This is a genomic window from Streptomyces sp. NPDC023838 (assembly GCF_040639555.1).
Taxonomy (GTDB): domain Bacteria; phylum Actinomycetota; class Actinomycetes; order Streptomycetales; family Streptomycetaceae; genus Streptomyces.
This window is the reverse complement of the sequence record NZ_JBFAAD010000004.1, coordinates 300,486-326,858: the sequence shown is the minus strand read 5'-3', so window position 1 is coordinate 326,858 and position 26,373 is coordinate 300,486. Positions and strand designations below refer to the sequence as shown.

Here is a 26,373-nt window from a genome sequence, read left to right as displayed (position 1 = left end):
GCGGTTCCCCGCGTCGCCACCCGGATGGCGGACGCGGAACGATGTCCCTGTTTCGTAAGAACCCGAAGTCCCGATTTGTCCGCCGCGCCTTCGTACCGTGAGGGGCGTGACCGACTCGATCCCCACGACGGTGGACGTCGTACTCCCCTGCCTCGACGAGGCCGGGGCACTGCCCTGGGTACTGGCCAGGATCCCCGAGGGCTGGCGGGCCGTCGTCGTCGACAACGGCTCGACGGACGGCTCGGCCGAGATCGCCCGCTCGCTCGGCGCGACCGTGGTGCACGAGGCCCGGCGCGGCTTCGGCGCGGCCTGCCACGCCGGGCTGCTCGCGGCCCGGGCCGACTACGTCTGCTTCTGCGACTGCGACGGCTCGCTCGACCCCGGGCTCCTCGCGCCCTTCGTAAGGGAGGTGGCCGCCGGTGACGCCGACCTCGTCCTCGGGCGGCGCAGGCCCACCGCGCGCGGGGCCTGGCCCGCGCACGCGCGCGCCGGGAACCTGGCGCTGTCCAGAATGCTGCGCCGCCGCACCGGGCTGCGGCTGCACGATCTGGGCCCGCTGCGGGCGGCTCGGCGCGAGCCGCTGCTCGCCCTCGGTGTCGCGGACCGGCGCAGCGGCTATCCGCTGGAGATGGTGGTGCGCGCGGCGGACGCGGGATGGCGGGTGCGCGAGCACGACGTGCCGTATCTGCCGCGCACCGGCAGGTCCAAGGTGACCGGCACCTGGCGGGGCACCTGGCAGGCCGTGCGGGACATGCGCGCGGTGCTCGCCCTGCCGCCCGGGCCGTCGCTCCCTGCCACGACGGCGGGTGCCCGGTGACGGGGCGGGGCGCGCCGGTCGCCCTCCTGGTGATCGCCAAGGCGCCGGTGCCGGGCCGGGTCAAGACGCGGCTGACCCCGCCGTACTCGCCCGAGGAGGCCGCGCGCATCGCCGAGGCCTCGCTCGCCGACACGCTGGACGCGGTGCTCGCCGCGCCCGCCCGGCGCCGGGTGCTGGTCCTCGACGGGGCGCCCGGCCCGTGGCTCCCGCCGGGCATCGAGGTCGTCCCGCAGGGCGCGGGCGGCCTGGACGAGCGGCTGGCGGCGGCGTTCGCGCTCGATCCGGGCCCGGCCCTGCTCATCGGCATGGACACCCCGCAGGTGGGCCCGGCCCTGCTGGCCCCGGCGCTGGCCGGCTGGGGGCCGGGCGAGGCGTGGTTCGGCCCGGCGGCCGACGGCGGCTTCTGGTCGCTCGGCCTGACCGCCCCCGATCCTTCGCTGCTGCTGGGCGTGCCCATGTCCGTCCCCGAGACGGGCGCGGTCCAGCGGCGGCGGCTGGTCGAGGCTGGGCTCACCGTGCACGAGCTGCCTCCGCTGCGCGACGTCGACACCGCGGCCGACGTACGCGAGGTGGCGGCGCTGGCGCCGGACGGCCGGTTCGCGCGGGCGGCGGCCTCCTGCGGGGGCGGCGCCGTCAGGGCGGGCGCCGGAGCCCGGGACGTCGGGCGATGACCACGACCGCCCCTCCCGCCGCGCTCGCCTGGCGGGCCGATCCGTACACCGACGCCCTGCGCAGCGGGCGCGGGCCGCTGTTCCTGCACCGCCAGGACGGGTGGCTGCTGCCCCTTGAGGTGGAGCGGTGGTGCGCGGCGCCGGACTCGGCCGACCTCACCGTGCTGCGCCGGTGCCGGGGCGCCGTGCTCGACATCGGGTGCGGGCCCGGCCGCCTGGTGGTGGCGCTCGCCGCGCTCGGCACGGCCGCGCTCGGCGTCGACGTGAGCCCCGAGGCGGTCCGCCGCACCCAGCGGTCGGGCGGCAGTGCCCTGTGCCGGTCGGTCTTCGTCCCGCTGCCCGGCGAGGGCCGCTGGCACACCGCGCTCCTGCTCGACGGCAACATCGGCATCGGCGGCGACCCGGCCGCGCTGCTGACGAGGGTGGCTCAACTGGTGGACGACGACGGACAGTTGATCGTGGAGGCGGCGACCTTCGACGTGGACGAGCGCGTGGAGGTGCGGGTGGCCGACGGCCGGGGCGCCTTCGGGGCGGACTTCCCCTGGTCGCGGCTCGGCACGGCCGCGCTGCTGCGGTACGCGCAGGCGACCGGCTGGCGGGCGGCCGAGCGGTGGACGGCCGCCGGGCGCCCGTTCGTCGTGCTGCGCCGGACGTGAGCGCGGGGCCGGACCCGGACTCTGGGTGGGAGTCCGAGCCCGGCCCTTTCACCGTGGGGGGATCAGCTGATGTTCAGCGCCGTGTCGTCGACGACGAACGACGTCTGCAGGCTGGAGTCCTCGGTGCCGTTGAACTTGAGGGTCACCGTGGACCCGGCGAGCGACGACAGGTCGAAGGTCTTCAGCGCGTAGCCGGAGTTCTTGCTGAGGTTGGAGTAGCTGGCCAGGGTGGTCGAGCCGGCCGTCACCGTCAGCTTGTCGTAGGCGGTGGAGGTGGTCGTCTCGCGGGTGTCGATGTGCAGGTAGTACGTCAGCGTGGCGTGGCAGTTCGGCGGGATGGTCACCGTCTGGGAGAGCGAGTCGGTGTGGGTCGTGCCGTAGCCGTCCAGCCAGGCCTTCCAGGAGCCGGAGTGCGCGGGCTCGCCGCTGCTGTTGTCGATGACGCCCGACGTGGCTGACCAGGGCGCGGCCGAGCCGGTCTCGAAGCCGGGGTTGCCGAGCAGTTGGGCGGGCCGGCAGCCGCCGGTCTGGGTGACGGTCCAGCTGAACGAGGTGCTGCCGGTGGCCGCGGTGGTGTCCCTGGCGGTGACGGTCACGCTGGAGGTGCCGGCGGCCGTCGGGGTGCCGGAGATCAGACCGGTCGAGGAGTTGATGGACAGCCCCGCCGGGAGGCCCGTGGCGCTGTACGTCAGGGTCTGGCCGGTATCCGAGTCGGTGGCCTTGATCTGGAGGGAGACCGCCGTGTTGATCTGGGTGCTCTGGTTGCCGGGGTTGGTCACGGTGACGGTGTTGCCCTGGCTGGTGCCGCCGGTGAACGCGGCGGCGCCGTTCGGGGTGCCGAGGCCGGTCGGGCCGTCGTAACCGGCGCCCGCCTTGCAGAGATAGGTGGCGCAGGAGCCGTTGGCGCCGGACGTCACGTCGTACAGCGAGGACGCGTGGGCGTACGGGTAGGAGGCCGGGTAGCTGCCCGCCGCCGGGGTGCCCGCCAGGGCGTAGACGCCCGCGATGATCGGCGAGGAGGCGCTGGTGCCGCCGTACACGTTCCAGCCGCCGGCCTGGTAACTGTCGTACACCGCGAGCCCGGTGGCGGGGTCGGCGACCGCGGAGACGTCGGCGACGGTCCGCTTGGCGCAGCCGGTGTCCTTCTGCCAGGAGGGCTTCGGGTCGTACGCGGAGCAGCCGGAGCCCGCGCCCTGGCCGCCGGAGCTGGTGCCCCAGACCGACTCGGACCAGCCGCGCGCGTTGCCGGCACGGCTCAGCGAGGTGCCGCCGACCGAGGTCACGTACTGGGAGGCCGCCGGGTACTCGACGCCGTAGCCGCTGTCGCCGGAGGAGACGGTGATGGCGACGCCGGGGTGGTTGAAGTACGCGGAGTCGGAGGACGGGTCGGTGGAGTCCTCGCCACCGCCGTAACTGTTGGAGACGTACTTGGCGCCCATGGTGACCGCACGGTTCACGGCCGCGCCCAGGTCCTCCATCGTGGGCTGGGCGGCCTCGACGAGCAGGATGTGGCAGGACGGGCAGACGGCGCTGACCATGTCGACGTCGAGGGAGATCTCCCCGGCCCAGCCGGAGTCCGGCGTCGGGTAGCTGGTGCCGCCGTTCTGGTCGACCTTCTTGAAGCAGCCGTTGGCGGCGGTGCAGGCGGGCAGGCCGTACTGCGAGCGGTACGTGGCCAGGTCCGACTCGGCGTTGGGGTCGTCGTAGGCGTCGATGATCGCCACGGTGGCGCCGGAGCCGCCGGACGGCAGGGCGTAGGCGCTCTGCAGGTCGGAGGGGCCATAGCCGGACGGTGCGGCGTCCGGCACGACGCCGAGGTGGTGCTTCACGTCGGTACGGGCCAGGGCCAGGCAGGACATCCGGCCCGGCTGGGTGGCCTGCGCGCACAGCCGCTCGGTGGGGGCGGCGGTCTGGGCGGTGGCGCCGTTGCCGGTGGGGGCGGCGGAGACGGACGGGGCGGCGGCCAGGAGTCCGCCGGTGGCGAGCGCCACGAGGGACACGAGTGCGGTGGCGGCTCTGCCGGTCGGCTTTCTGAGGCCCAAGGGTCTCTTCGCGTACATGGAACTGCCCTCCATGGGGGGTCGGCTCGCCGGGATGAGGAGCGAGCGGAAGGCGACCGTCGATGGATCTTCTATGGCGCGTTCATGACAAGATCGCCTCGGAGAAGGTGCCACCCGGCTGAGTGGTGGCACGGTTGAAGGTAGGACGGCCGCCCGGCGCCGACAACTCCCGTACGGGCAAAGCGAAAGGCAAGGATTCACGGGTATTCCCGGGAATTCCCCTGGGCGCACGGCCGGATCACACCGCACTGATCGCGTATACCGTGGTTGACCATGGAGCCGGAGCAGGAGTCGGTGAACGGCCTTGTGGCCCTGGGACTTTCGCGTTACGAGGCGCGCGTGTACCTCGCGCTGGTGCGGCGCGACTCCTATACGGCCGCCGAGGTCGCCCGCGAGGCCGAGGTGCCCCGCCAGCGGATCTACGACGTGCTCGACGGCCTGGTCAGGGCACAGCTGGCGGTCGCGCACCGGGGCCGGGTCGCCACCTTCGGGGCGGTGGCACCGGAGCTCGCGCTGACGCGTCTGATGGCGCGTCAGAGAGAGGCCGTGGAACGGCTGGAACACGTCTCGACGGGGCTCACGGCGGCGCTGCTGCCGCTCTGGGAGGCCGGGCGCTCGCAGACCGACCCGCTCGACTACATCGAGGTACTGCGGGACCCGAGGACCATCGCCGAGCGGTTCGCGGACATCCAGGACCAGGCGGAGAGCGAGCTCCTCACCTTCTGCCGCCCGCCGTTCGTCGCACCGGCCGCCAACCTCCCCGGTCTCAGGGCCGCCCGCCGGCTGCGGCGGGTCGGCGGCATGGTGCGGGCGCTGTACACCTACGACGCGCTCCGCGACGAGGAGGTCCTGGAGAACGTCGCCCGCTTCGGCGAGGCGGGCGAGGAGGCGCGCTTCACCGAGGAGCTCCCCCTCAAGCTGGTGATCGCGGACGCGTCACTGGTGCTGTGCGACATGCCGGACCCGGTCGCGGGGACGGGTGCGACGACCGCGCTGTACATCGAGCACCCGGCGCTGGCCGCGTGTCTGCGGCTGGCGTTCTTGACGGTGTGGGAGGGGGCGGAGACGATGCAGCGGGCGCGGGCCTTGTAGCCGCGGTGCGTTCGGCCGCGGACCGCGGGCGGCTGGTCGCGCCCACGCGGCGGAGCCGCACACGCCACAGCCCCGCGCCCCTACCCGCGGCGCCGCGCGCGCCCCGCCCGTAGCCGCTTCCCCACCACCACCAGCGCCGCGCCCACCCCCACCACACCCAGCAGCACCAGCCAGTTGCGCACGTAATCCAGTGGCACCACCGTCGCGTTGGTGAACGGGCCCGGCCGCAGGATGTCCGGGAGCGCGATCGCCGTGAGGCAGCCGCCGGTCACCAGCGCCGCCCGCAAGGGGCCGCGCAGACCCGGGCGGGTCGCCGCGACCCCCAGGCCCACCAGCAGCACCAGCGGCGCGATCAGCCCGTCGTGCAGCACCACCGCGCCGACCAGCCACACCGCCACGTCCCACGGCGCCTGGGCCCACACCAGCGACACCCCGAGCCCCATCAGGGCGACCCCGCAGGCGCCCACCACGTAGCGCGCCACCATCACCGCACCTCCAGTCGCGTGACCCACTTGGTCTGGAGCACCCCGGGCCGGTTGGGGGCGATGATGCGGGCCGGATAGCCGTGGTCGGGGGTGAGGACCTGGCCGTTGAGCCGCAGGGCGAGGAGGGTGAGCGGGTCGCGCGCGTAGGAGCGGCCCATCTCCATCACGCGGTACGCCCCGTGCTGTTCGAGCGAGACGACCCGCAGCCCGGCCCCGGGCGCCCCGGCCCGCTCCGTGAGGTCCTTGATCCGTACGCCGGTCCAGTGCGCGTTCTTGCTCCACCCCTCGACGCACGAGATGGGCAGCTCCACCTCGTACTGGGGCAGCGCGGCCAGTTCGTCGAGCGTCAGCTCGTACGGGCGCGGCCCCGCCACCGTCAGCCGCCAGGCCGCCCCGTCCACCCGCGTTGTCCCTGCCGCCGCCGCAGTGCGGTTGATGGGCACGCCGAGCGGGCCGTGGTCGGGGTGACGGGGCGCCAGCAGGTCGAGGTCCTTGAGCGGGGTGAGGGACTGGCCCACCGTCGTCACGGTGACCGCGCCCACCGCCACCGCGAGCCCGGTGAGCAGCGAGCGCCGGTCGGGCGCGTTCTCCGGCTCCTGCGGCAACGCGCGCATGGCGGCCGAGCGCTGCCACCAGTGCGCCCTGATGTCCGGCCACTTGACGGCCAGGTGCAGCAGCAGCGCGCCGGCGAGGAGCCAGCCGACCGCGAAGTGGACCGGCACGAAACTGAACGGCCACGGGTACCACTGCACGGTGTTGAGCAGCCCGGTCAGCAGCTCGAAGACCGCGCCCGCGACGAGCACCGCCACCGAGAGCCGCTCCAGCGCGTGCCGTACGCCCGTGAACGCGGGCCACACGAACAGCTTCGGGTAGACGGTCCACAGCTTGCCGAAGAGCAGCGGGATCGCGGCGATGCCCACCCCCACGTGCAGGCCCTGGTTCAGCCGGTACCCCCAGGTGGGGCGGGCGGGCAGGTCGTCGGCCAGCCAGCCCGGCGGGTGCTGGAGGTAGTGGCTCAGCACGCCGGTGACCATGCAGACCAGCATGGCCACGCCGAGCAGCCGGCCGATCGCCGTCGCGGTGCGCCGGTCGTGCAGCCCGCCCCGGAAGGACGGCAGCAGCACCGAGGGCGGCGGGGGAAGCGGGAGTCGTGACTTCATGACTCCATGACATCCCCGGAAGACCCTGAACAGGGCTCCTGACACCTTACGGTTCTCGGACGCGTGGTGCGCTGGGCCGTCTGGGCGCACCTCGGCCTGCGAATGTGGACGGGTGATCGCTCCGCGTACCGCCACCGCCCCGGCCGCCCCGCCGGCCGCCTCCCGGGCCGCCCTGCGCCGCTCGGCCCCGACCGCCGTGCTGCTGGCCGCGCTGACCACCGTGCTGGTCCTCACCGTCGTCGAGGACGGCTACTACTTCCACCCGGGCACGCTCTCCTGGTGGTACCTGGCCTGCTGGCTGCTGTTCGCGGCGGCCGCGTGGTCGTTGCGGCGGGTCCCGGCCCGCCACCGGCCGGGTCTGGTCCTGGCGGGCGGGGTGCTGGTCGCGGCGACCGGCCTGGCGGCGCCGCCGACCACCAGCACGGACATGTTCCGCTACGCCTGGGACGGCCGGGTGCAGGCGGCCGGGATCTCGCCGTACGACCACGCCCCCGCGGACCGGGAGCTGGCCGGGCTGCGCGACGACTGGCTGTTCCCCCGGGGCGCGGCGTGCGAGGGACCGGGCCGCGCCCGGTTCGACGAGGCTGACCGCTGCACCCGCCTCAACCGCCCCAAGGTGCACACCATCTATCCGCCGGTGGCCGAGGCGTACTTCCTCGGCGTCCACGGCCTCTCCCCCGCCGCCGCACGCCACAAGCCGTTGCAGGTGGGCGGCGCCGTGCTCGCCGTCGCCACCACGGGCGTCCTGCTGCTGATCCTGCGCCGACGCGGGGTTGACGTGACGCGGGCCGCGTACTGGGCGTGGTGTCCCGCGGTGCCGATCGAAGCGGTGAACAACGCGCACGTGGACGCTCTCGCGGTGCTGTTCACGGTGGCGGGGCTCGGCGCGGTCGCGGTGAGCCGACGGGCGGTCGGCGGTCTGCTGATCGGCGCCGGGATCGCCGCGAAGATGCTGCCCGCCGTGGTGCTGCCGGGCGCGCTCGCGGGCGTGCTGGCGGGCCGCCGCCCGGACTGGCGGCGCGCGGCGACCGTCCTCGTCCCGGCGACCGGGTGCGTGGCGCTCTCGTACCTGCCGTACGCCCTCGTCTCGCACGCGTCCGTCTTCGGCTATCTGGGCGGGTACGCGCAGGAGGAGGGGTACGACGACGCCTCCGCCCGCAGCCGGTACGGGCTGCTCAGGCTGGTGCTCCCCGACTCCTGGGCGCTGCCGGCGGCGCTGGTCCTGGTGGCGCTCGTCGTCCTGTACGTGCTGCGCCGGGGCGATCCGCAACGCCCCTGGAGCGGCGCCCTGCTGGTCCTCGGCTGGGCGTTCTTCCTGATGACACCCGGCTACTCGTGGTACGCGCTGCTGCTCGTCGCGCTGGTCGCCCTGGACGGCCGCTGGGAGTGGCTGGCGGTCGCGGCGGCGGGAGCCGTCTGTTACGTGACGGCGTGGGCCATGCCGGGCTCCTTCGACGTCGTCCGGACGAGCGCCTACGCGGCGGCGGCGGCGATCGTGCTGGCCGGGTGGGGGATGCGGCGCCGGGCGTTGTCAGTGGCGCGGGTTAGTGTCGGGGCATGACGACAACTGCCGGGATCGACACGGGAGTAGGGCCGATGCTGCGCGGCTGGCGCGAGCAGCGCAGGATCAGCCAGCTGGAGCTGGCCCTGCGCGCCGACTCGTCCGCGCGGCACATCAGCTTCATCGAGACCGGCAGGTCGCGCCCGAGCCAGGAGATGATCCTGCGCCTGGCGGAGCACCTGGAGGTCCCGGTCCGCGAGCGCAACGCCCTGCTACTCGCCGCGGGTTACGCCCCGCAGTACGCGGAGACGGCCCTGGACGACCCGTCCATGGGCGCCCTGCGCGAGGGCATGGAGCGGCTGCTGCGGGGCTACGAGCCGTTCCCGGCGCTGATAGTCGACGGTACGTACACGGTGCTCGCGGCGAACCGGGGCATCGCGATGCTCGCCGAAGGCGTGCCCGAGCGGCTGCTCGCTCCACCGCTCAACGCAATGCGCCTGACGCTCCACCCGCAGGGCCTGGCACCGCGCATCCGCAACCTGCGCCAATGGCGCGGCCATCTGCTCGAACAGATGGAGCGCCAGATCGCCCTGATGCGCTCGGACACCCTGCGCGAGCTGTACGAGGAGGTCGCGGCGCACCCCGTGCCCGACGCGGTGGACGACGACACCCCCGACCACACCGTCGTCCCCTTCGCCCTCCCGATGCGCATCGAACATCGGGGCACGGTCCTGTCGTTCATATCGACGATCGCCACGTTCAACACGCCGATGGACGTGACCGTCTCCGAGCTGGCCATCGAGACGTTCCTGCCGGCCGACCCGGAGACGTTCGCCTACCTCCAGTCGCTCACGCCGTAGGCGGTACGCGGTCGAGGAACCCGGCCACGACGGCGATCCGGCCGTCCTCGGCGAGCGCGATCACATCCGACCCGGCGACCGGCGCGGACCCGTCCGCGACCGAGACCAGCTCCCAGCGGAACCGGACCAGTTCGTGGTGCCCGTCGACGGCCCCGTCCAGGCGGAACTCGTAGCCGGGGAACTGGGCGTGGGCCCCGCCGATCACCGCGGCTATCGCCTCGTGACCGGTGGCGTCGGACAGCGGGTCGGCGTAGCGGCCGTCCTCGCTCCAGGCGGCCTCGACGGCCTTGGCCAGCTCCTCGGCCGAGCCGGTGGTGTTCCACGCCTCGAAGTAGCGGGCGACGGCGGTCTCGTAACGGTTCTCGGACATGGAAATCAGCCTCCGGAAGGGATGTAGATCAAGGACGCACACGGTGCTGGAACCCGGGCCCCAGCCGGAGTGCGCCGCCCGGGACCCGATGGCTCCACCCTGCCCGGCGGGGGTGGTGGGGGTCGATTACCCGCGAGGTAATGCCGTCCGCCGCCGCCCCGCCGTCTCCGGCGGACGGCCCCGCCCGCCCCCTTGTCGCGTTCCGATCACCGTCCTAGCCTCGTGATCGGGCCCTCCCACACCCCGGGCGTCACGGACGTCCACTACGTCGAATCCCTCTCGCCCGGCGGTGGGGAGCGCCTGCTTGCGCCGCGCGCCTGGTACGCCGGGTCGGACGCCAAGCGGCTTTCGTTGAACGGGAGTTGGAAGTTCCGGCTCGCGGGGACCGCCGACGCGCACGACCACGGCTTCGCCGCGCCCGGGTACGACGCCGGGGCGTGGGACGAGATACGGGTGCCCGGACACTGGGTGCTCCAGGGCGACGGCGCGTTCGGCGGCCCGATCTACACCAACCACCTCTACCCGTTCCCGGTCGACCCGCCCCGCGTACCGACCGAGAACCCGACCGGCGACCATCTGCGGGTCTTCGACCTGCCCGACGACTGGCCGCCGGCCGGCGCGGGCGGGGCGGTGCTGCGCTTCGACGGCGTCGAGTCGTGCGCCCGGGTATGGCTCAACGGCGGGGAGCTGGGCCACTTCAAGGGCAGCAGGCTGCCGCACGAGTTCACCGTCGGGCCGCTCCTGAAGGCGCGCGGGAACGTGCTGGCGGTGCGGGTGCACCAGTGGTCGTCGGGCTCGTACCTGGAGGACCAGGACCAGTGGTGGCTGCCCGGCATCTTCCGGGACGTCACGCTGCTGCACCGCCCCGAGGGGTGCGTCGGTGACCACCACGTCCACGCCTCCTACGACCACGTCACCGGCGAGGGGACCCTGCGGGTCGACTGCGACACCGCGGGCCGCGTCACCGTGCCCGAGCTCGGCATCGACCTCGCGACCGGCACCTCGGTGACCGTGCCGGTAGAGCCGTGGACGGCGGAGACCCCGCGCCTGTACGAGGCGGTGCTGGCCACGGCGGGCGAGCGCGTCCCGCTGCGGATCGGCTTCCGCACGGTCGCCCTGGCAGGCGGTCTGATCCAGGTCAACGGCCGCCCGCTGCTCTTCCGGGGCGTCAACCGGCACGAGTTCCACCCCGCGACCGGCCGGGCCCTGGACGAGCGGACGATGCGCCGCGATGTGCTGCTGATGAAGCAGCACCACATCAACGCCGTACGGACCAGCCACTATCCGCCGCACCCCGCCTTCCTCGACCTGTGCGACGAGCTCGGGCTCTGGGTCGTCGACGAGTGCGACCTGGAGACGCACGGCTTCGTCGAGCAGGCGTGGCGCGACAACCCGGTGGACGACGAGCACTGGACCCCCGCGCTGCTCGACCGGGCGGCCCGGATGGTCGAGCGCGACAAGAACCACCCGTCGGTCGTCGTCTGGTCGCTCGGCAACGAGGCCGGGACCGGACGCGGCCTGACCGCCATGGCCCACTGGATCCGCTCCCGCGACGGCTCCCGCCTCATCCACTACGAGGGCGACCCCGACTGCCGCGACACCGACATGTACTCGCGGATGTACGCCACGCACGCCGAGGTCGAACGCATCGGCCGCCGCCTGGACGGCGGCCCGCACGCACGCCGCCGACTCCCCCTCGTCCTGTGTGAGTACGCCCACGCGATGGGCAACGGCCCCGGCGGACTCGCCGACTACCAGCGCCTGTTCGACACGTACGAGCGCTGCCAGGGCGGCTTCGTCTGGGAGTGGATCGACCACGGCCTGGAGCACCCGGCGTACGGCTACGCCTACGGCGGCGACTACGGCGAGGAGCTGCACGACGGCAACTTCGTCTGCGACGGCCTGCTCTTCCCCGACCGTACCCCCTCCCCCGGTCTGGCCGAGTACAAGAAGGTGATCGAGCCGGTACGCATCGAGGGCGACGGCCGGGCGGGCACGGTCCGGATCACCAATCTGTACGCCTTCACCGACCTCTCCGGGCTCGCCTTCACCTGGTCGTACGAGGTGGACGGCGCGCCCCTGGCCACCGGCACGCTCGCGGTGCCCGAGCTCGGCCCGGGCGAGCGGGCGGAGCTGAAGCTCCCCGAGCGGCCCATCGGGGCGGCCCCGGGAGCCGAGACCCGGTGGACGGTACGCGCGGTGCTCGCGGAGGCGACGGCATGGGGAGCGCGGGGGCATGAAATGGCCTGGACCCAACTGCCCGTAAAGGAACGGATACCGGCGCCCCCTGCCCTGGGCGTCCGTCCCACCCGTTCCGGCGATCGGATCGCCCTCGGTCCGGGCCTCTTCGACGCACGGACAGGTGCGCCCATTGCCTTCGGCGCCGTGGCCGTCACCGGGCTGCGGCTCGACGTGTGGCGCGCGCCCACCGACAACGACGAGGGCGCGCCCTGGCGGCCCGATCTGCTGTACGGGACGCGCTGGCGCGAGCTGGGGCTGCACCGCCTGCAACACCGCCTGGACTCGGTCGAGTTGAGCGGCGACGCGCTGGTCGTGCGCACCCGTGTGGCCCCGGCGGCCCGTGACGTGGGCTTCGCCACGGAGTACCGGTGGACGTCCGACGGGACCCGGCTGCGGCTGACGGTCGCGGTCACCCCGGAGGGCGAGTGGCGGGTGCCGCTGCCCCGGCTCGGCATCCGGTTCGGGCTCCCGGGCACCGCCCCGGGCGACCACGTCCCGGTGCGCTGGTTCGGGGGCGGGCCGGGCGAGGCGTACCCGGACACGGCGACCGCGTCGGCGGTGGGGCTGTGGCACGCGGACGTCGACGCCCTCCAGACGCCGTACGTCCGGCCGCAGGAGAACGGGGCCCGGGCCGATGTCCGCTGGGCGGAGATCGGGGGGCTGCGGGTCGAGGGAGACCCGGAGTTCTGGTTCACCGCGCGCCGCTGGACGACCGAACAGCTCGACGCGGCACGGCACATGACCGACCTCGTCCCGGGCGACACCGTCTGGGTCACGCTCGACCACCGCCAGCACGGCATCGGCTCCCAGTCCTGCGGCCCGGGGCCGCTTCCGCAGCACCAACTGCACGCGGAACCCGCGGAGTTCGCATTCACCTTCTCCGAACTCACCGACTGAGCCAGGCGGACCAGACCGACACGGCGGAAGCGGCGTGTGGGCGACCCCCGGCCGCCCACGCGCTTCCCGCCGCCCGCCGCCCGCCGCCCGCCGCCTGCCGCGCGCTGCCTGCCGCGCGCTGCCCGCAGGTCCCTCCCCGTCCCCCGTTCGGCCGCATCCCGCGAGGCCGCGTCACCCGAGTGAGCTACCGAGTCCGGAATATCCCCCTAATCGGTTAATTACCCCGTTTGAGAACATGCCCATGACCCCACTCGGGGATACCTGACAGGCACACGACCGCACACCCCCTGGAGCACCCGCGTGGAAACCGCAGGCCTCTGCCCGGCAGGAGACAAGGAAGTTCCATGGCCACCCTGTGCCGACCTTCAGTAGCCGTACCCGACCATGTGATCACACAGGAGGAGACGCTCGCGCTCGCCCGCGAGACGCATGCCGACCATCCCCAGCGGGACCTCGTCCTGCGCCTCATCCAGAACACCGGGGTCCAGACCCGCCACCTCGTCCAGCCGATCGAGGAGACCCTGAAGCACCCCGGCTTCGAGGAGCGCAACCTGCTGTACGAGGCGGAGGCCAAGGCCCGGGTGCCCGGTGTCGTACGGCAGGCGCTGGCCCATGCCGAGGTGGAGCCCAAGGACATCGACCTGATCGTCTACGTCTCCTGCACCGGCTTCATGATGCCGTCGCTGACCGCCTGGCTGATCAACACCATGGGGTTCAGGACCGAGACCCGGCAGCTGCCGATCGCCCAGCTCGGCTGCGCCGCCGGAGGCGCGGCGATCAACCGCGCGCACGACTTCTGCACGGCGTATCCGCGCTCCAACGTACTGATCGTGTCCTGTGAGTTCTGCTCGCTCTGCTACCAGCCGACCGACATCGGCGTCGGCTCGCTGCTCTCCAACGGTCTGTTCGGGGACGCCATCTCGGCGGCCGTGGTGCGCGGCGAGGGCGGCACGGGCATGCGGATCGAGCGCAACGGCTCCCACCTGGTGCCCAACACCGAGGACTGGATCTCGTACGCCGTGCGGGACACCGGGTTCCACTTCCTGCTCGACAAGCGCGTCCCGGGCACCATGGAGATGCTGGCGCCCGCCCTCAAGGCGCTGGTGGCGCAGCACAGTTGGGAGATCCCGCAGATGGACTTCTTCATCGTCCACGCGGGCGGGCCGCGCATCCTGGACGACCTGTGCCACTTCCTGGACCTGCCGCCGGAGATGTTCCGCTTCAGCCGGGCCACCCTCACCGAGCGCGGCAACATCGCCAGCTCCGTGGTCTTCGACGCGCTGGCCCGGCTCTTCGACGCGGGCGGCGCTGCCGACGGCGCGGGCGGGCTCATCGCGGGCTTCGGCCCCGGCATCACGGCCGAGACGGCGATCGGGCGATGGACCAGGGCGGCCCCGATGGCGGCCGCGATGAGCAACTGACCCCGCCCGCCGCGCTCAGTGCTCACTGCTCAGTGCTCAGTGCTCAGTGCTCCGGGGGCGTCTCGCGGGCGCAGGACGTCCCCTGGGCGGGCAGCACGCCGTCCAGCAGGAAGGTGTCCGCCTTGTCCCGGACGCACTGCGAGGCCGTGTAGCCGCCGTGCCCCTCGCCCTCGTAGGTGAGCACCACGCCCTTGCCGAGGTGGCGGGCGGTCTCCGCCGCCCACTGGTACGGGGTGGCGGGGTCACCCTTGGTGCCGATGAGCAGGACGGGCGGCGCCCCGGTCTTGTCTATCTTGCGGATGTAGTCCGTACCGGCGGGCCAGCCCGTGCAGGAGATCGCCGCGCCCACCTGGTCCGGGCCGAACATCGGGGAGGCCTTGGCGAACTCCTCCTGCAGTGAGGCGAGTTCCGCGGCCGGGTCCTTGGCGCGGACCGGGTCGTCGGCGCAGTTCACCGCGAGGAGCGCCTCGTGGCTGTTGTCGTCGGCGGGGCGGTCGCCCTGCGCGTCCTCGCCCGCGAACTGCTTGTTGATCGCGTCGAGCACGGCCGGGTCGCCCTTGTGGTGGAGGGTCGCGATGCCCTGCGCGAGGGTGGGCCACAGCTGCTCGGCGTAGAGCGAGTTGGTGATCGCGGTCCGCAGGTCGCCGGAGGTGAAGTCGGCGCCGGAGGCGGTCTTGGCGCTCTTGCGGTCGAGCCGGGCGACGGTCGCGTCCAGCGTGCTGGTCGCCTTGGCGGTGGTCGCGCCGAGCGGACAGAGCGCGCCCTGGGCGGCACAGTCGGACAGGAAGGTCTCCAGGCCCTTCTGGAACGCCGTGGCCTGGGCGAGCGCCGACTGCGCCGCGTCCGCCGTCAGCGAGTCCACGGCGTCCAGGACCATCCGCCCGGTGCGCTTGGGGAACTGGGAGGCGTAGACCGCGCCGAGCCGTGTGCCGTAGGAGATGCCGAAGTAGTTCAGCTTCTTGTCGCCAAGCGCCTGGCGCAGCACGTCCAGGTCGCGGGAGGCGTTGATGGTGCCGACGTGCGGCAGCAGCTCGCCGGTGGCCCTGCGGCACTCCTCGGCGACCAGCTTCAGTTCGTCGACGAGCTGCCCCCGGCTTTCGGCGTCGTCGGCCGGAGCGCTGTCCGAGGTGCTCTCGATGTCCTGCTCGGCCTTGGCGCCGCAGCGCACGGGCGAGCTGCGGCCCACTCCCCTGGGATCGAAGCTGACCAGGTCGTACGCCGGGGCGAGCCGCGTGGTGTCCGCCATGAAGCCGCCGAGGTCCTTGAGGCCGGACTCGCCGGGACCGCCGAAGTTGAAGACAAGCGAGCCCTTGGGGGCGGTCGCGGAGGCCGCGCCGCCCGGTGAGGCCGTGCCCGCCCCGGTGCCCGTGCCGGTGGGGCCCTCGCCCGACTCGGCCGCCCGTACGCGGGCCACCGCCAGCGCGATCGTGCCGCCCTCGGGCCGGGCGTAGTCGACGGGCACGGTCAGCTGGGCGCACTCCATGCCCCTGGGGGCGTCCTTGACGGTGCAGCCGCCCCAGGTCAGGTGCTGGGTGTAGAAGCGGGTCAGATCGGGCTTGCGGCCGTCCGCCGCGGCCGGAAGCGCCAGGGCGAGCAGCGCCATCGCCGCACCGGCGGCGCCCGCTGTCGTACGTCCGCGCATGGCAGACCTTTCGGTCGGGGTGCCCCCGCAGCAAACGTAAGCCGCCGAACGGAGTACCGCACCACGGATCCCCCACTGTCGTCACTCCCTGTGAGAACAGCAGGTCATGAGGGCGGCGGTCCCGGCCGGTCCACCGCCCTGCCACGGCGGCCCCGGCTACTGGCCGTGCGGGTCGGCCGAGGGTCGGTGCTGGTCCTCGGCGGGTTCGGGGTCCCGGTCGGGGGTCGCGGGGGCCGGCCGGATCCGGGCGGTCTCGGCGCGCAGCATCGCGTTGAGCGCCGCGAAGGGGCCGATGGGTGAACGCCCGTCAGCGCGCCGGGAACACCGGCCCCTTGGGGTGAACGGGCGGGGCCGGGCCCCGCCCGTTCGTCCGCCGTTACGCGCCGACGCTCTCCCGTACCGCCTGCTCCGGGAGTTCGACCGCGTCCTGCTGGGAGCGCTGCTTGCGGGCCGCGAGGAGCGCGTACACCAGCACGCCCGCGAAGAGGAACAGCACGCCCTGGTAGACCGCCTCGTAGCCGGAGCCGGCGACCAGCCACAGCGAGAAGGCGCCGGCGAGGCCGGCCAGCAGCCCGTCGCGGATCAGGCGGCCGCGGTGGACGCGGTCGGCGCGGCCGGAGGCGAGGAAGTAGATCTGGGCGGCGGTGGACAGGAGGTAGGGGACGGTCGCCGTGAAGGTGGTGACCAGGACCAGCATCTCGAAGACGCCCTTCGAGCCCGCCGTGTAGTTGTAGACGGTCAGGGACGAGGCGAGGACGACCGTGACGAGGACGCCGACGGTGGGCACGCCCCGGCTCTTGCGGGCGAAGGCCTGGGGGAACAGGCCGTCCTTGGCCGCGGCATACGGGGTCTGGGCGCTCAGCAGGGTCCAGCCGTTGAGGGCGCCGACCATGGAGACCAGCGCGGCGACGGCGACCGCCGTGCCGCCCCAGGTGCCGCCGAACATGGCGTCGACGGCGTCGGTGAACGGCGCGGTGGAGGTCACCAGGCGGTCGTGCGGCACGGTTCCGAAGACCGAGAGGGTGCCCAGGAGGTAGATCAGGGCGGCGCCGATGGTGCCGAGGATGGTGGCGCGGCCGACGTTGCGGCGCGGGTCGCGGACCTCGCCCGCGCTGACCGCGGCCGACTCGACGCCGAGGTAGCTGAAGAGCAGGATCGCGGCCGAGGCGGAGACGGCGCCCATCGCGCTGTGGTCGTCGGCCTGCAGGGGGCCGAGGTTGGCGGGGTCGAAGAAGAAGAGCCCGCCGACCGCGACCAGCAGCAGCGGCGCGAACTTCAGGACGGTGGAGACCAGTTGGACCGCGCCCACGTACCGGGTGCCCGCGAGGTTGGCGAGGGCGGGGAGCCACTGGAGGGCCAGCGCCGCCGCGATGGTCGCCGCCTTGTTGCCGTGCACGGGTATCAGCACGTCGAGGTAGCCCACGGCCGCCACGGCGAGCGCCGCGTTGGAGACCCAGGTGGTGATCCAGTACGACCAGGCGGCGAGGAACCCGGCGAAGTCGCCGAACGCCTCGCGCGCGTAGACGTAGGGTCCGCCGGTCCGCGGCAGCCGCTGGGCGAGGCGGCCGAAGACCAGGGCCAGCGCGATCGCGCCGACGGTCAGGACCGCGAAGGCGAGCAGGCTGATGGTGCCGAAGGGGGCGACCGACGCCGGCAGCAGGAAGATCCCGCCGCCGATGATGTTGCCCATGACCAGAGCGGTCGCCACCGGCAATCCGAACTGCCGGGCATGCCTGCTCTGGGTCTCTTGCGTGGTCATGGGGTGGTGCGCCTCTCTCCGTGCCAAAACCCGTTCATGTTCGGGTACGGAGGGCCCCGCGCAAAATCACGCGGATTTGTCCCGCAGAGCCGCCCCCTCAACCGGAAAAGGTCCTTCCGCTTCGGCTTCGGACCGGGGAATCTGCGTGGCGGCGGAAACCGGCACCTGCGGCCCCAGGCACTCGCGCAGCCACCGCCGCAGCACCTGGTGCACCTGCTCGGCGCCCACCAGCCGCCCGTCACCGGCGACCGGTGCCGACAGCTCGCGCGGCGACAGCAGGAACGGGTGCGCCTGCTCGCCGCCGAGTCCGCCGTGCGAGCCGATCTGCTCCTCGAAGGCGTGCACCTCCCCAGTGACCGGGTCGTACATGGAGTTGACCATGATGTCGGCGGTGTGCGGGAACGTGTCCGTTCGCCGTACGGCCTCGGCCGCGCCGGGCCCGAACCCGCTCAGCGGGCCCTTCCCGTCCTCCAGTTCCCCGATCGGCACCTCCTGGATCCGGTCCGTGCCCGCGCCGCCGATCACCACCGCGCCGTACTCCTCGCTGCGCACCAGGAGGAACCCGATGCCGGGGTGCCCGGCGAGGGTGCGCAGGAGCGCGGGGTGGCGGCGGTCGATCTCCTCACGGCTGAGCCGTCCCTCGGTGTCCGGGAAGGAGACGAGTCCGAGGTTGCCGGAGGCGAGCACGATCGGGTCGGAGGCGGGCCCGGCCTCCTCCTGCCCGTCCTCCGGGACCGGCCGGTGCAGCGCCACCCGCACCGCGTCCCGCGCCTCCGCGCCGCTCTTGGTGCGCCCGGCGCTGCGCGGCACGGGCAGCCCGCACCCGGCCCGCACCAGGTCCTTCAGGGTCAGCCCGTAGGCCGCCGCGAACGTCTCGCCCGGGCTCTGCCCGTGGTCGGAGAGCAGCACGATCCGGTACGCCCTCGGGGCGTGCTCGGCGACCTTGGCGAGCAGCGCGATCGACCGGTCCAGGCGCTCCAGGACCTTCTGGGCGTCCCGGCCGCGCGGCCCGGAGTGGTGGGCCACCTCGTCGTAGGCCACCAGGTCGGCGTAGACCGCGGTACGCCCGGCGAGCATGTCGCCGATCACCGCCGCGACCACCACATCGCGCTCGACGACGGTCGCGAACGCCCGGATGAACGGGTAGAGCCCGCCGCGCCGTACCCGTGGTGCGTCCCCGCGCAGCCGGGCCCGGGTGGACTCGCCGATCTCGCGGCCGACCTCGGCGACGAAGGAGAGCGCGGTGCGCACGGCGTTGGCCGGGTCCGAGAAGTACGCGAAGTAGCCGGCCCGGGAGCGGGTGCGGCGGCCGCGCCGGGCCGCCATCGACAGGACCAGGGCGAGCTGGTCGGCGCCGCCGGAGAAGAGGTTGCCGCGGCTGGCGCCGTCGACGGTGAGCAGCCCGCCGTCGCCGGTGCGCTCGACGGCCCGGCGCTGGAGCTCGACCGCGGAGGCGGGGCGGTTGGAGACCATCAGCTCGCCGGTGTCCTTCTCGTACCAGCGGAAGGCGGGCACGTCGAAGGTGCAGCCGTGCAGGATGCCGAGCTGGCTGGCCCCGGTCTGGCTGGACCAGTCGGTGCGCCATGGGGTGAGCCGGTGGGTCCGCTCCAGCCAGCCGGCCACGGTCGGCATCAGTCCGGCGCCGACCGCGTGGCACAGGACGTCGTGGCCCACGCCGTCGAGCTGGAGGAAGACCGTGCCGGGAGTCTCGGCACCCCGGTGCTCGTCGCCGCCCCTGCGGCGGCGCCGGTCGGCCAGGCGCGAGAGCCTGCGCCGGTAGGCGTTGTCGTCCCGGACCGCGAGCGCGGTGGAGGTGGCCGAGGCGACGGCCGACATCGCGGCGGCCACCACCACCGCCGTCTCCGGCTGGGCGGCGCCGCGCCCGCTGGGGATCAGGCTCAGCGCGATCAGCAGCAGCGAGCCGTTCAGGAAGAACACCAACAGGCCCAGGACAAGCGCCGGGACCAGCAGGAACGCACGCACCACCAGCGGCCACACCAGGGCGCTGAGCAGACCGAAGGCCCCCGCTCCCCAGGCGGCGGTGAGCGCGACGCGGGTGATGCTGTCGCCGCCCTCGGACTTGAGCCGGAAGTCGGGGAGGATCCCCGCGAGCACCATCATCGTGAGGGTGGAGACCGCCCACACCACGATCACCCGCACCAGGGCGCTGCCCGCCGTCCGCCATCGCCCTGTACTCACGCCGCTCGTCACTGCCTCTCGCCCAGTCGTTCCCTCCCAGCGTGTCACAGGGGCGGAGACCGGCCGGCGATTTTGTTTCCGCGGGCGCCGGAGGGGTCAGCAGCCGTCGTACCCGGCGGTCGGCATCGAGAGTCTGCGGTGGATGTGGGCCTTCTTGGCCGCGTCGTACGCCGGTTCGTCGAGCCCGGCCGTCTCCAGGCGCACCCCGCGGCGCTCGCACTCGGCGGAGAAGTCCGGCACGGAGGTCAACGCCCGTTCCAGGACGCGTTCGTTGGGCGCGACGAACAGGTCCACCTGGCCCGCGTCCACGTCCGCCCACAGTCCGAGGTGGTCGGGGCGCAGGCCGTAGAAGAGCAGTTGCCGGGTGACCACGTACCCCTTGTCGGCGGCCCAGCGCGCGCACATCTCGTGCTGGCTGCGGGTGTCCACCAGGAAGGGGTCCAGGTCGAGTTCCTCCAGCGGGGTCAGGCTGGCGATCGCCGCCACTCGCACGTCACCCATGACCGACCCCCATGCCCTTCGTTTGTGGTGCCGACCCTACTCCTGGTTCACGGCGGCGAGGAGTAGCCGCATGAGTGGCAGATCTTCCAGCCGTCCTGGGTCACCGCGAGTATCCCGCCGCAGCGGGGGCACTGCTCAGAGTGCATGTTCATGCCGGGCCTTCCCTTCGTGGACCGATGCCAACCCCGGACCCCGTCCTGTGCGCCCCACGACACTTAGGCTCGTACACAACAGCGCGCGCGGTGGTTTTCGAGCGGAGGAGATTTCGGGTGCCGGTGGAGATCACCTGGTGGGGTCACGCCACCTGCACGGTCGAGGACTCCGGAGTGCGGGTGCTGACCGATCCGCTCTTCGCCCGGCGTCTGGCGCATCTGCGCAGGCGGCGGGGGGCGGTGCCGCCGCCCGAGGCCGCCGTCGCCGACGTCGTGCTGGTCTCGCATCTGCACTCCGACCATCTGCACCTGCCCTCGCTGGCCCGGCTCGCGCCCGGCACGCGGCTGGTGGTGCCGCACGGCGCGGTCCGGGCGGTGCCGGGGCTGGGCAGGCTCGGGCTGCGCGTCACCGAGGTGCGGCCCGGGGATGTGATCGACGCCGGTGACCTGCGGATACGGGCGGTCAGCGCACGGCACGACGGGCGGCGCCTGCCGTTCGGGCCGCACCGGGCGCCCGCGCTGGGCTATGTCGTCGAGGGCCGGGCGCGCACCTACTTCGCCGGGGACACCGGGCTCTTCGACTCGATGGCCGAGGAGGTCGGCCCGGTCGACGTGGCCCTGCTCCCGGTCGGCGGCTGGGGTCCCTACCTGGGCCCCGGGCACCTGGACGCGGGCCGGGCCGCCCAGGCCCTCGCGCGGCTCGGGGCGCGGGCGGCGGTGCCGGTGCACTACGGCACGTACTGGCCGATCGGGCTCGACGGGGTGCGCCCGCACGAGTTCCACGCGCCCGGGGACGACTTCGCCCGCCACGCGGCCCGGCTCGCCCCCGGGGTGACGGTGCACCGCCTTGCGCACGGCGAGAGCGTACGGCCGGAGGCCGCGCGGTGATCGGCGTGTTCCTGGCACGGGCGGCGGGCCAGGTGCCGCCGGAGTCGACCCAGCAGGCGCTCGGCTACCCCTCCCTGTTCATCCTGGTGGTGCTGGGCTCGCTGGTGCCCGTGGTGCCCACGGGAGCGCTGGTGTCGACGGCCGCGGTGGTCGCCTTCCACCAGACGGCGTGGTTCTCGCTGCTGCTGGTCTTCGCGGTGGGCGCGCTCGCCGCGTTTCTGGGAGACGTCGGGCTGTACTGGCTGGGGCAGCGCGGAGTGCGTTCGCGCGGCGGGTCGCGCTGGCTGGCGGCGCTGCGGGACCGGGCGGCGCCGGACCGCCTGGAGCAGGCCCAGGACAAGCTGAACCGGCACGGGGCCGCCGTCCTGGTCCTGTCCCGGCTGGTCCCGGCGGGCCGGATCCCGGTGATGCTGGCGTGCCTGCTCGGCGAGATGCCGCTGCGCACGTTCGTACGCGGCGACGTGCCCGCGTGTGTGGCGTGGGCCGGGGCGTACGGGCTGATCGGCATCCTGGGCGGCTCGCTCTTCCCCGAGCCGTGGCAGGGCGTGGTCGCGGCGGTCGTGCTGACCCTGCTGATCAGCGCGGGCCCGACGGTGTGGCGCAGGGTGCGGCACGGGGCGCCGACGGAGCCGGTGGAGGCGCCGAAGTAGTACGGGCGGGTTCGGATCGCCGGCACGCGTTTCTCCGGCAGGGGTGCGTGGGCACTCCGGTGGGCCCCGGCCCGGGCTCACAGTCCGTCGAGCGCCTCCCCGAACGCGGCCAACGCCCGCCGCACATGCGGCAGTTCCAGCGGCTCCGCCGCGTCCAGCGTCCGCGCGCACTCCTCCTCGGTCGCCCCGAGCAGCGGCCCCGTGGCGAGCCGGACGCGCAGCGCGCCCAGTTCGTCGCCGAAGCGGTGGCCACCGGGTGCGGGGGCGCCGAGGCGGGCCGTGAGGTACTCCTCCAGCTCCATCGAGTCGGTGACCCCGCGTGCGGCCAGCCGGTTGCGCAGGGGCCCGAGGTCGGCGTAGAGGTGGCGGCCCGCCTGCGGGGGCCGGGCGAAGGCCCCGGCGGCGAGGACCGCGCGGTGGGCAGCCTCGGCGAGGGCGCCGTGCAGGGTGGCGGCCCGGCGCATCCGGGCCGCGACCGGATCCGGCTCGCCCAGGGCGTAAGCGGCGGCCTCCGCGACCGGGCCCGCCAGGACCGAGCCGAGCGCGGTGAGGACGTCGAGGGCGCGGGCTCGGCGCTGGGCGCCGCGCTCGGTGGCCGGGAAGCGGGCGACGGCGGCGGGCCACCCGGCCGGGGTGAGCGCGCCCGACAGGTCGGAGAGGACCGTGACGTCGTCGGGCCACATCTCGGCGGGGCTGAACAGGACCGTGTCGTGCGGGTGGTGCAGGGTGTCGCGCCAGGTCTCGTCGCTGATGATGTGCAGCCCCTCCCCCACGGCCGCCTCGCAGGCCTCCCGTACGGTCTCGGGCGGCGCGACCGTCGCGGTCGGGTCGTCGGCGACGGAGAGCACCAGGAGCCGGGGCACCCCGCCCTCGGTGCGCACCCGGCGCACGGTCTCCAGGAGGGCGTAGGGATCGGGGACGCCGCCGCACTCCGCCGGGGTCGGCACGTGGTAGGCGGGCCGCCCGAGCAGCCGGGCCTGCGGGGTCCACCAGGCCGGGCAGGGGCGGGGCAGCAGGACATCGCCCCCGTACGAGGCGAGCAGGGCGAACAGGAGCGGCTGGGCGCCGGGCGCGGCGGCCACGAGCTCGGGCTCGCCGCGCAGTCCCCGCCGCGACCAGTAGCCGCAGGCGGCCTCGCGAAGGCCGGGTCCGCCGCCGGGCGGTTCGGGCGCGGTGCGCCCGGCGGCGCCCGCCAGGACCCCGGCCAGTTCGGGCAGGACGGGCAGCCCGGTGCCGGGCGCGGGCGGTCCATAGCGGACCGGTCCCCGGCCCTCCGCCACCGTCCCGTGCATGCGCCGCCTCCTTCGCGCCCCGCGGTCCGTCGTTTCGGCCCCGTGAGCCCTTTATACGGAGGTTTGCTCAGCGGCGCCGCTCCGCATGCGTACGCGGACGTGACGGATGGGGACGGGCGGCGGCGGTCAGGCGGGGCGGGCGAGGGCGGCGAGCTCGTCCTCCAGACCGCGGCCCTTGGTGCGGACCACTCCCTCGGCGACCTCGGACAGCTTGCGGTTGGCGTGCTGCGAGACGGTGCGCAGTACGGCGAAGGCCTCTTCCGCGTCGCAGCCGAGCACATGCATCACGATGCCGCTGGCCTGGTCGATGACCGGGCGGGAACGCAACGCCGCCTCCAGTTGCTCCACCTCGGCCAGGGCCGCGTGGTAGCGGCGGTCGCGGACGAGCCCCTCGGTGGTCTCCTCGCCGAGGATGCTCACCGGGCCGCACACGGCCTCGTCGAGCGAACCGGGGCGGAAGCTGTAGAGGCTGAGGGTGACTTCGATGCCGGAGCGGCGGAAGGGAAGGGTGATGCAGGACCGTACGCCCGACTCCAGAGCCAGCGCGCGGTAGCCGGGCCAGCGGCTCTCCGTCAGCAGGTCCTCGGTGTCCACCGGCGCGCCGACGTCCAGCGCGGTCGGGATGGGCCCCTCGCCGCAGGCCAGCTGGACGCCGGCGAGGGGCGCGAGGTCGGGATGGGTGGCGGTGACCCGGCGCTCGGGTCCGCTGTCGGCGATGGTCGCCACGGCGCCGCAGGAGGCAGGGGCGCAGCGCACGGACTGCTCGGCGAGCCGGGAGAGCCGGCCCACGGGCGAGGCGGAGTGCGGTCGTTGACGTTCCGGCTCGGAGAACATGGGAGAACCTCCTGAACGGCGCCTTCCCTGCCCCCGGTCCGGGAAACGGTGCGAGCGGCTAACTTGCTGCTATGACGCAGACGGCGGACGATTTCGGCGAGGAACTGGCGGACTTCGTCAGACGGGTGGGCGAGCTGCGCACCGCGCGCTCGCAGGGCGACGGGGAGCGGCTGACGGTCCTCGACGCCGCGCTCTTCGAACTCCAGCACGTGGCCGACCAGTTGTGGCCCCGGTACGAGCAGTTCGTCGCCGGCGCCGCGGGCGCGTCCGGCTCGCCGGGCGACCGGCAGGAGCGGCTGCTGCTGAAGGCGCTGTTCCAGCGGCTGCCGCTGCCGGTGGCGCTCGTCGACCGGGAGACCGTGGTGCGCAGGCTGAACTTCGCGGCCACCGGGCTGACCGGAGTCCGCGCCGGGTACGCGACCGGACGGCCGCTGGCCGCGCTGCTGATGCCGGGCGACCGTGCCGCGTTCCGCTCGCAGGCCGCGGCCGTGGCCCGCGGCGAGGGCGACCGGGGACTGACCGTGCGTCTGCAGCAGCGCCCGGAGGAGCCGCTGCTCGCCACCCTGACCGCGCTGCGCCCGCCGGACGAGCCGCACCCGGCCGTCCTGGTGGTGTTCCAGCCGGGGATATCCGCGGCCGCGTCGGCCGCCGCCCCGCAGCCCGAGGTGCCCGATCTCGCCGAGTCGACGCGGCACGCCCGGCTGATGGACCTGGTGGACACGATGGCGGCGGCGCTGCTGCGGCTGCCGCCCGGCGGCCGCGCCGAGGTGCTCGGCACGGCCGCCCGGGTGCTGTGCGGAAGCTTCGCCCAGTGGGTGATCGCCGACGTGGTGGAGGGCGGACCCCGGCGCGTCGCCGTCCTGGGCCCGGCGGCCGAGGAGGACTCGGCGCTGCGCCGCGCCGTCGCCGGGCAGGACCCGGCCCGCGCCCCGCTGGTGGCGGAGGCGGCCCGGGCCGGGGCGACCTCGCTGCAGGTGCGGCCCGAGGACACCGACGGGTTCGGGCACGACCCCTCGGGCGCGCCGGTCCTGGCCCGCGCGGACGTCACGTCCTTGCTGTGCGTGCCGCTCGGCGCCCCCGGCCCCGTACAGGGCGTGCTCACCCTCTTCCGTACGGGGTCGGCCGAGCCGTTCTCGATGGCGGAGGCGCAGGCGGTGGACGTGATGGCCCGCCATGTGGCGCTGGCTATGCGGCGTCCCGCTCCACCGGACGGTGAGCGGCCGGAGCCGGCTCCCGCAGGGCCTGGTCCCGCAGCCGAGTGCAGCAGCGAGTGATCAGCCGGGAGACGTGCATCTGGGAGATGCCCAGGTCCTCGGCGATCCGGCTCTGCGTCATGTCGCGGAAGAACCGCATGTAGAGGATCTGCCGCTCCCTCGGCGGGAGCCGGCGCAGCCCCGGTTTGACGGACTCGCGGTCGACGACGACGTCGAGCGCCGGGTCGGCCGCGCCCAGCGAGTCGCTGAGGCTGTATCCGTCCTCGGCGCCCGGCAGTTCGGCGTCCAGGGACAGCGCGGAGAAGCTGTCGAGGGCTTCGAGACCGGCCTTGACCTCGTCCTCGGTCATTCCGGTGTGCGCGGCGATGTCCGCCACGGAGGGGTTGCGGGCGCCCGCGGTCTGCATGAGCTCCTGGCGGGCGGCGCGGACCCGGCCGCGCAGGTCCTGGACCCGGCGCGGCACGTGCAGGGTCCACATGTGGTCGCGGAAGTGGCGTTTGAGCTCGCCGGTGATGGTGGGGACCGCGAAGCTCTCGAACGCGGCGCCGCGCTCCGGGTCGTACCGGTCGACGGCCTTGACCAGGCCCAGGGCCGCGACCTGGCGCAGGTCGTCGAGGGCCTCGCCCCGGTTCCGGAACCGGCCGGCCAGCCGCTCCGCCATGGGCAGCCAGGCCCGGACCAGCTCCTGGCGCAGCGCGTGCCGTTCGGGACCGGCGGGCAGGGCGGCCAGACGCGCGAACGCGTCTGCGGTGTCGGGGGCGTCGTCGTGCGGGTGCTTGGCTGTGGCGGGTGCGTGAGTACGCATGCGGGACAGCTCCCTGAACGGTGGGGGTTCGGATGGTGGTCACCGCTGGGAGGAGCTGCGCCGGGTGCCCCGGCCGATGCGCGGGCACGCCCGGAGCGGACAGCCGCTCCCACGGACGTGCCTCCGGTCCGAAGCACGACAAGCGCCTGCCCGGGGTCTTCCACTCCAAACGCCCCCGGTCCGGCATGGACGGCGCGGGGCGGGGT

At 74.0% G+C, this 26,373-nt stretch carries 22 protein-coding genes; 11 read left to right on the top strand and 11 right to left on the bottom strand.

The window, feature by feature from the left end:
- The first annotated feature begins 106 nt into the window (after positions 1 to 106).
- The 3 genes from AB0G17_RS07755 to AB0G17_RS07745 are packed head-to-tail and all read left to right on the top strand — an operon-like array spanning position 107 to position 2,144.
- Positions 107 to 817: a glycosyltransferase family 2 protein gene (locus tag AB0G17_RS07755; RefSeq protein ID WP_361377118.1), complete on the top strand. Its 711-nt coding sequence runs from the start codon at positions 107 to 109 to the stop codon at positions 815 to 817.
- Positions 814 to 1,488: a TIGR04282 family arsenosugar biosynthesis glycosyltransferase gene (locus AB0G17_RS07750; RefSeq protein ID WP_361377115.1), complete on the top strand. Its 675-nt coding sequence runs from the start codon at positions 814 to 816 to the stop codon at positions 1,486 to 1,488. Before AB0G17_RS07755 ends, AB0G17_RS07750 begins: the two co-directional genes overlap by 4 nt.
- Positions 1,485 to 2,144, top strand: coding sequence for a methyltransferase domain-containing protein (locus tag AB0G17_RS07745; protein WP_361377112.1), 660 nt, complete (start codon positions 1,485 to 1,487; stop codon positions 2,142 to 2,144). Before AB0G17_RS07750 ends, AB0G17_RS07745 begins: the two co-directional genes overlap by 4 nt.
- 62 nt (positions 2,145 to 2,206) lie before the next feature.
- Here AB0G17_RS07745 and AB0G17_RS07740 read toward each other — a convergent pair whose 3' ends face one another.
- Complete coding sequence (locus AB0G17_RS07740; RefSeq protein ID WP_361377109.1) at positions 2,207 to 4,204, bottom strand: putative Ig domain-containing protein; 1,998 nt, start codon at positions 4,202 to 4,204, stop codon at positions 2,207 to 2,209.
- A gap of 273 nt (positions 4,205 to 4,477) precedes the next feature.
- Between AB0G17_RS07740 and AB0G17_RS07735 the strand changes: the two genes are divergently transcribed.
- On the top strand, positions 4,478 to 5,296 hold the full coding sequence (locus tag AB0G17_RS07735; protein ID WP_361377106.1) for a helix-turn-helix domain-containing protein: 819 nt from the start codon (positions 4,478 to 4,480) through the stop codon (positions 5,294 to 5,296).
- Between the two features lie 80 nt (positions 5,297 to 5,376).
- Here AB0G17_RS07735 and AB0G17_RS07730 read toward each other — a convergent pair whose 3' ends face one another.
- Both AB0G17_RS07730 and AB0G17_RS07725 read right to left on the bottom strand, forming a co-directional pair.
- Entirely contained in the window at positions 5,377 to 5,781 is a 405-nt protein-coding gene (locus AB0G17_RS07730) for a hypothetical protein (protein ID WP_361377103.1), read from the bottom strand.
- On the bottom strand, positions 5,781 to 6,941 hold the full coding sequence (locus AB0G17_RS07725; RefSeq protein WP_361377100.1) for a molybdopterin-dependent oxidoreductase: 1,161 nt from the start codon (positions 6,939 to 6,941) through the stop codon (positions 5,781 to 5,783). The genes AB0G17_RS07730 and AB0G17_RS07725 overlap by 1 nt, the downstream gene beginning before the upstream one ends.
- A gap of 112 nt (positions 6,942 to 7,053) precedes the next feature.
- Here AB0G17_RS07725 and AB0G17_RS07720 point away from each other — a divergent pair, with 112 nt between their 5' ends.
- Together AB0G17_RS07720 and AB0G17_RS07715 are read left to right on the top strand one after the other, a co-directional pair.
- Positions 7,054 to 8,502 (top strand): glycosyltransferase family 87 protein, encoded by a 1,449-nt coding sequence (locus AB0G17_RS07720; RefSeq protein WP_361377097.1) that lies wholly within the window; start codon positions 7,054 to 7,056, stop codon positions 8,500 to 8,502.
- A complete protein-coding gene (locus tag AB0G17_RS07715; protein ID WP_361377094.1) occupies positions 8,499 to 9,302 on the top strand; it encodes a helix-turn-helix transcriptional regulator in 804 nt (267 codons plus the stop codon). Before AB0G17_RS07720 ends, AB0G17_RS07715 begins: the two co-directional genes overlap by 4 nt.
- Here AB0G17_RS07715 and AB0G17_RS07710 read toward each other — a convergent pair.
- The gene (locus AB0G17_RS07710; protein WP_361377091.1) at positions 9,292 to 9,672 is read right to left on the bottom strand and encodes a nuclear transport factor 2 family protein; all 381 of its coding nucleotides are present in this window, start codon (positions 9,670 to 9,672) and stop codon (positions 9,292 to 9,294) included. The genes AB0G17_RS07715 and AB0G17_RS07710 overlap by 11 nt on opposite strands.
- Positions 9,673 to 9,894: 222 nt before the next feature.
- Between AB0G17_RS07710 and AB0G17_RS07705 the strand changes: the two genes are divergently transcribed.
- Both AB0G17_RS07705 and AB0G17_RS07700 read left to right on the top strand, forming a co-directional pair.
- Complete coding sequence (locus AB0G17_RS07705; RefSeq protein WP_361377088.1) at positions 9,895 to 12,810, top strand: glycoside hydrolase family 2 TIM barrel-domain containing protein; 2,916 nt, start codon at positions 9,895 to 9,897, stop codon at positions 12,808 to 12,810.
- 344 nt (positions 12,811 to 13,154) lie between these two features.
- Entirely contained in the window at positions 13,155 to 14,231 is a 1,077-nt protein-coding gene (locus AB0G17_RS07700; RefSeq protein WP_361377085.1) for a type III polyketide synthase, read from the top strand.
- Positions 14,232 to 14,274: 43 nt separating this feature from the next.
- Here AB0G17_RS07700 and AB0G17_RS07695 read toward each other — a convergent pair whose 3' ends face one another.
- From AB0G17_RS07695 to AB0G17_RS07680, 4 genes are all read right to left on the bottom strand, one after another.
- Positions 14,275 to 15,873, bottom strand: coding sequence for an alpha/beta hydrolase (locus AB0G17_RS07695; RefSeq protein ID WP_361377082.1), 1,599 nt, complete (start codon positions 15,871 to 15,873; stop codon positions 14,275 to 14,277).
- A 376-nt stretch (positions 15,874 to 16,249) separates the two neighbouring features.
- A complete protein-coding gene (locus tag AB0G17_RS07690) occupies positions 16,250 to 17,632 on the bottom strand; it encodes an amino acid permease (RefSeq protein WP_361377079.1) in 1,383 nt (460 codons plus the stop codon).
- Between the two features lie 66 nt (positions 17,633 to 17,698).
- A complete protein-coding gene (locus AB0G17_RS07685) occupies positions 17,699 to 19,831 on the bottom strand; it encodes a phage holin family protein (RefSeq protein ID WP_361377076.1) in 2,133 nt (710 codons plus the stop codon).
- Positions 19,832 to 19,927: 96 nt separating this feature from the next.
- Positions 19,928 to 20,332 carry a hypothetical protein gene (locus AB0G17_RS07680; protein WP_361377073.1) on the bottom strand — a complete coding sequence of 135 codons (405 nt, stop codon included), beginning with the start codon at positions 20,330 to 20,332 and terminating at the stop codon, positions 19,928 to 19,930.
- A 269-nt stretch (positions 20,333 to 20,601) separates the two neighbouring features.
- On the opposite strand from AB0G17_RS07680, the gene AB0G17_RS07675 reads away from it, so the two are divergent.
- Positions 20,602 to 21,372, top strand: a complete 771-nt coding sequence (locus AB0G17_RS07675; protein WP_361377070.1) for an MBL fold metallo-hydrolase — start codon at positions 20,602 to 20,604, stop codon at positions 21,370 to 21,372.
- Positions 21,372 to 22,022 carry a VTT domain-containing protein gene (locus AB0G17_RS07670; protein WP_361377214.1) on the top strand — a complete coding sequence of 217 codons (651 nt, stop codon included), beginning with the start codon at positions 21,372 to 21,374 and terminating at the stop codon, positions 22,020 to 22,022. Before AB0G17_RS07675 ends, AB0G17_RS07670 begins: the two co-directional genes overlap by 1 nt.
- A gap of 77 nt (positions 22,023 to 22,099) precedes the next feature.
- Here the strand turns inward: AB0G17_RS07670 and AB0G17_RS07665 are convergent, their stop codons facing one another.
- Both AB0G17_RS07665 and AB0G17_RS07660 read right to left on the bottom strand, forming a co-directional pair.
- On the bottom strand, positions 22,100 to 23,314 hold the full coding sequence (locus AB0G17_RS07665) for an aminotransferase class I/II-fold pyridoxal phosphate-dependent enzyme (protein ID WP_361377067.1): 1,215 nt from the start codon (positions 23,312 to 23,314) through the stop codon (positions 22,100 to 22,102).
- 126 nt (positions 23,315 to 23,440) lie between these two features.
- A complete protein-coding gene (locus AB0G17_RS07660) occupies positions 23,441 to 24,148 on the bottom strand; it encodes an ANTAR domain-containing protein (protein ID WP_361377064.1) in 708 nt (235 codons plus the stop codon).
- Between the two features lie 71 nt (positions 24,149 to 24,219).
- Here AB0G17_RS07660 and AB0G17_RS07655 point away from each other — a divergent pair, with 71 nt between their 5' ends.
- Positions 24,220 to 25,422, top strand: coding sequence for a PAS domain-containing protein (locus tag AB0G17_RS07655; RefSeq protein ID WP_361377061.1), 1,203 nt, complete (start codon positions 24,220 to 24,222; stop codon positions 25,420 to 25,422).
- Here the strand turns inward: AB0G17_RS07655 and AB0G17_RS07650 are convergent.
- Positions 25,334 to 26,167, bottom strand: a complete 834-nt coding sequence (locus AB0G17_RS07650; protein ID WP_361377058.1) for an RNA polymerase sigma factor SigF — start codon at positions 26,165 to 26,167, stop codon at positions 25,334 to 25,336. The two genes, AB0G17_RS07655 and AB0G17_RS07650, sit on opposite strands and share 89 nt — an antisense overlap.
- Positions 26,168 to 26,373 lie beyond the last annotated feature (206 nt).

Coding starts and splice junctions, on each gene's coding strand:
- AB0G17_RS07650 (WP_361377058.1), bottom strand. CDS start 26,167: ATGCGTACTCACGCACCCGCCACAGCCAAGCACCCGCACGACGACGCC.
- AB0G17_RS07715 (WP_361377094.1), top strand. CDS start 8,499: ATGACGACAACTGCCGGGATCGACACGGGAGTAGGGCCGATGCTGCGC.
- AB0G17_RS07665 (WP_361377067.1), bottom strand. CDS start 23,314: ATGCACGGGACGGTGGCGGAGGGCCGGGGACCGGTCCGCTATGGACCG.
- AB0G17_RS07690 (WP_361377079.1), bottom strand. CDS start 17,632: ATGACCACGCAAGAGACCCAGAGCAGGCATGCCCGGCAGTTCGGATTG.
- AB0G17_RS07725 (WP_361377100.1), bottom strand. CDS start 6,941: ATGAAGTCACGACTCCCGCTTCCCCCGCCGCCCTCGGTGCTGCTGCCG.
- AB0G17_RS07710 (WP_361377091.1), bottom strand. CDS start 9,672: ATGTCCGAGAACCGTTACGAGACCGCCGTCGCCCGCTACTTCGAGGCG.
- AB0G17_RS07730 (WP_361377103.1), bottom strand. CDS start 5,781: ATGGTGGCGCGCTACGTGGTGGGCGCCTGCGGGGTCGCCCTGATGGGG.
- AB0G17_RS07745 (WP_361377112.1), top strand. CDS start 1,485: ATGACCACGACCGCCCCTCCCGCCGCGCTCGCCTGGCGGGCCGATCCG.
- AB0G17_RS07695 (WP_361377082.1), bottom strand. CDS start 15,873: ATGCGCGGACGTACGACAGCGGGCGCCGCCGGTGCGGCGATGGCGCTG.
- AB0G17_RS07700 (WP_361377085.1), top strand. CDS start 13,155: ATGGCCACCCTGTGCCGACCTTCAGTAGCCGTACCCGACCATGTGATC.
- AB0G17_RS07655 (WP_361377061.1), top strand. CDS start 24,220: ATGACGCAGACGGCGGACGATTTCGGCGAGGAACTGGCGGACTTCGTC.
- AB0G17_RS07735 (WP_361377106.1), top strand. CDS start 4,478: ATGGAGCCGGAGCAGGAGTCGGTGAACGGCCTTGTGGCCCTGGGACTT.
- AB0G17_RS07680 (WP_361377073.1), bottom strand. CDS start 20,332: ATGGGTGACGTGCGAGTGGCGGCGATCGCCAGCCTGACCCCGCTGGAG.
- AB0G17_RS07660 (WP_361377064.1), bottom strand. CDS start 24,148: ATGTTCTCCGAGCCGGAACGTCAACGACCGCACTCCGCCTCGCCCGTG.
- AB0G17_RS07740 (WP_361377109.1), bottom strand. CDS start 4,204: ATGTACGCGAAGAGACCCTTGGGCCTCAGAAAGCCGACCGGCAGAGCC.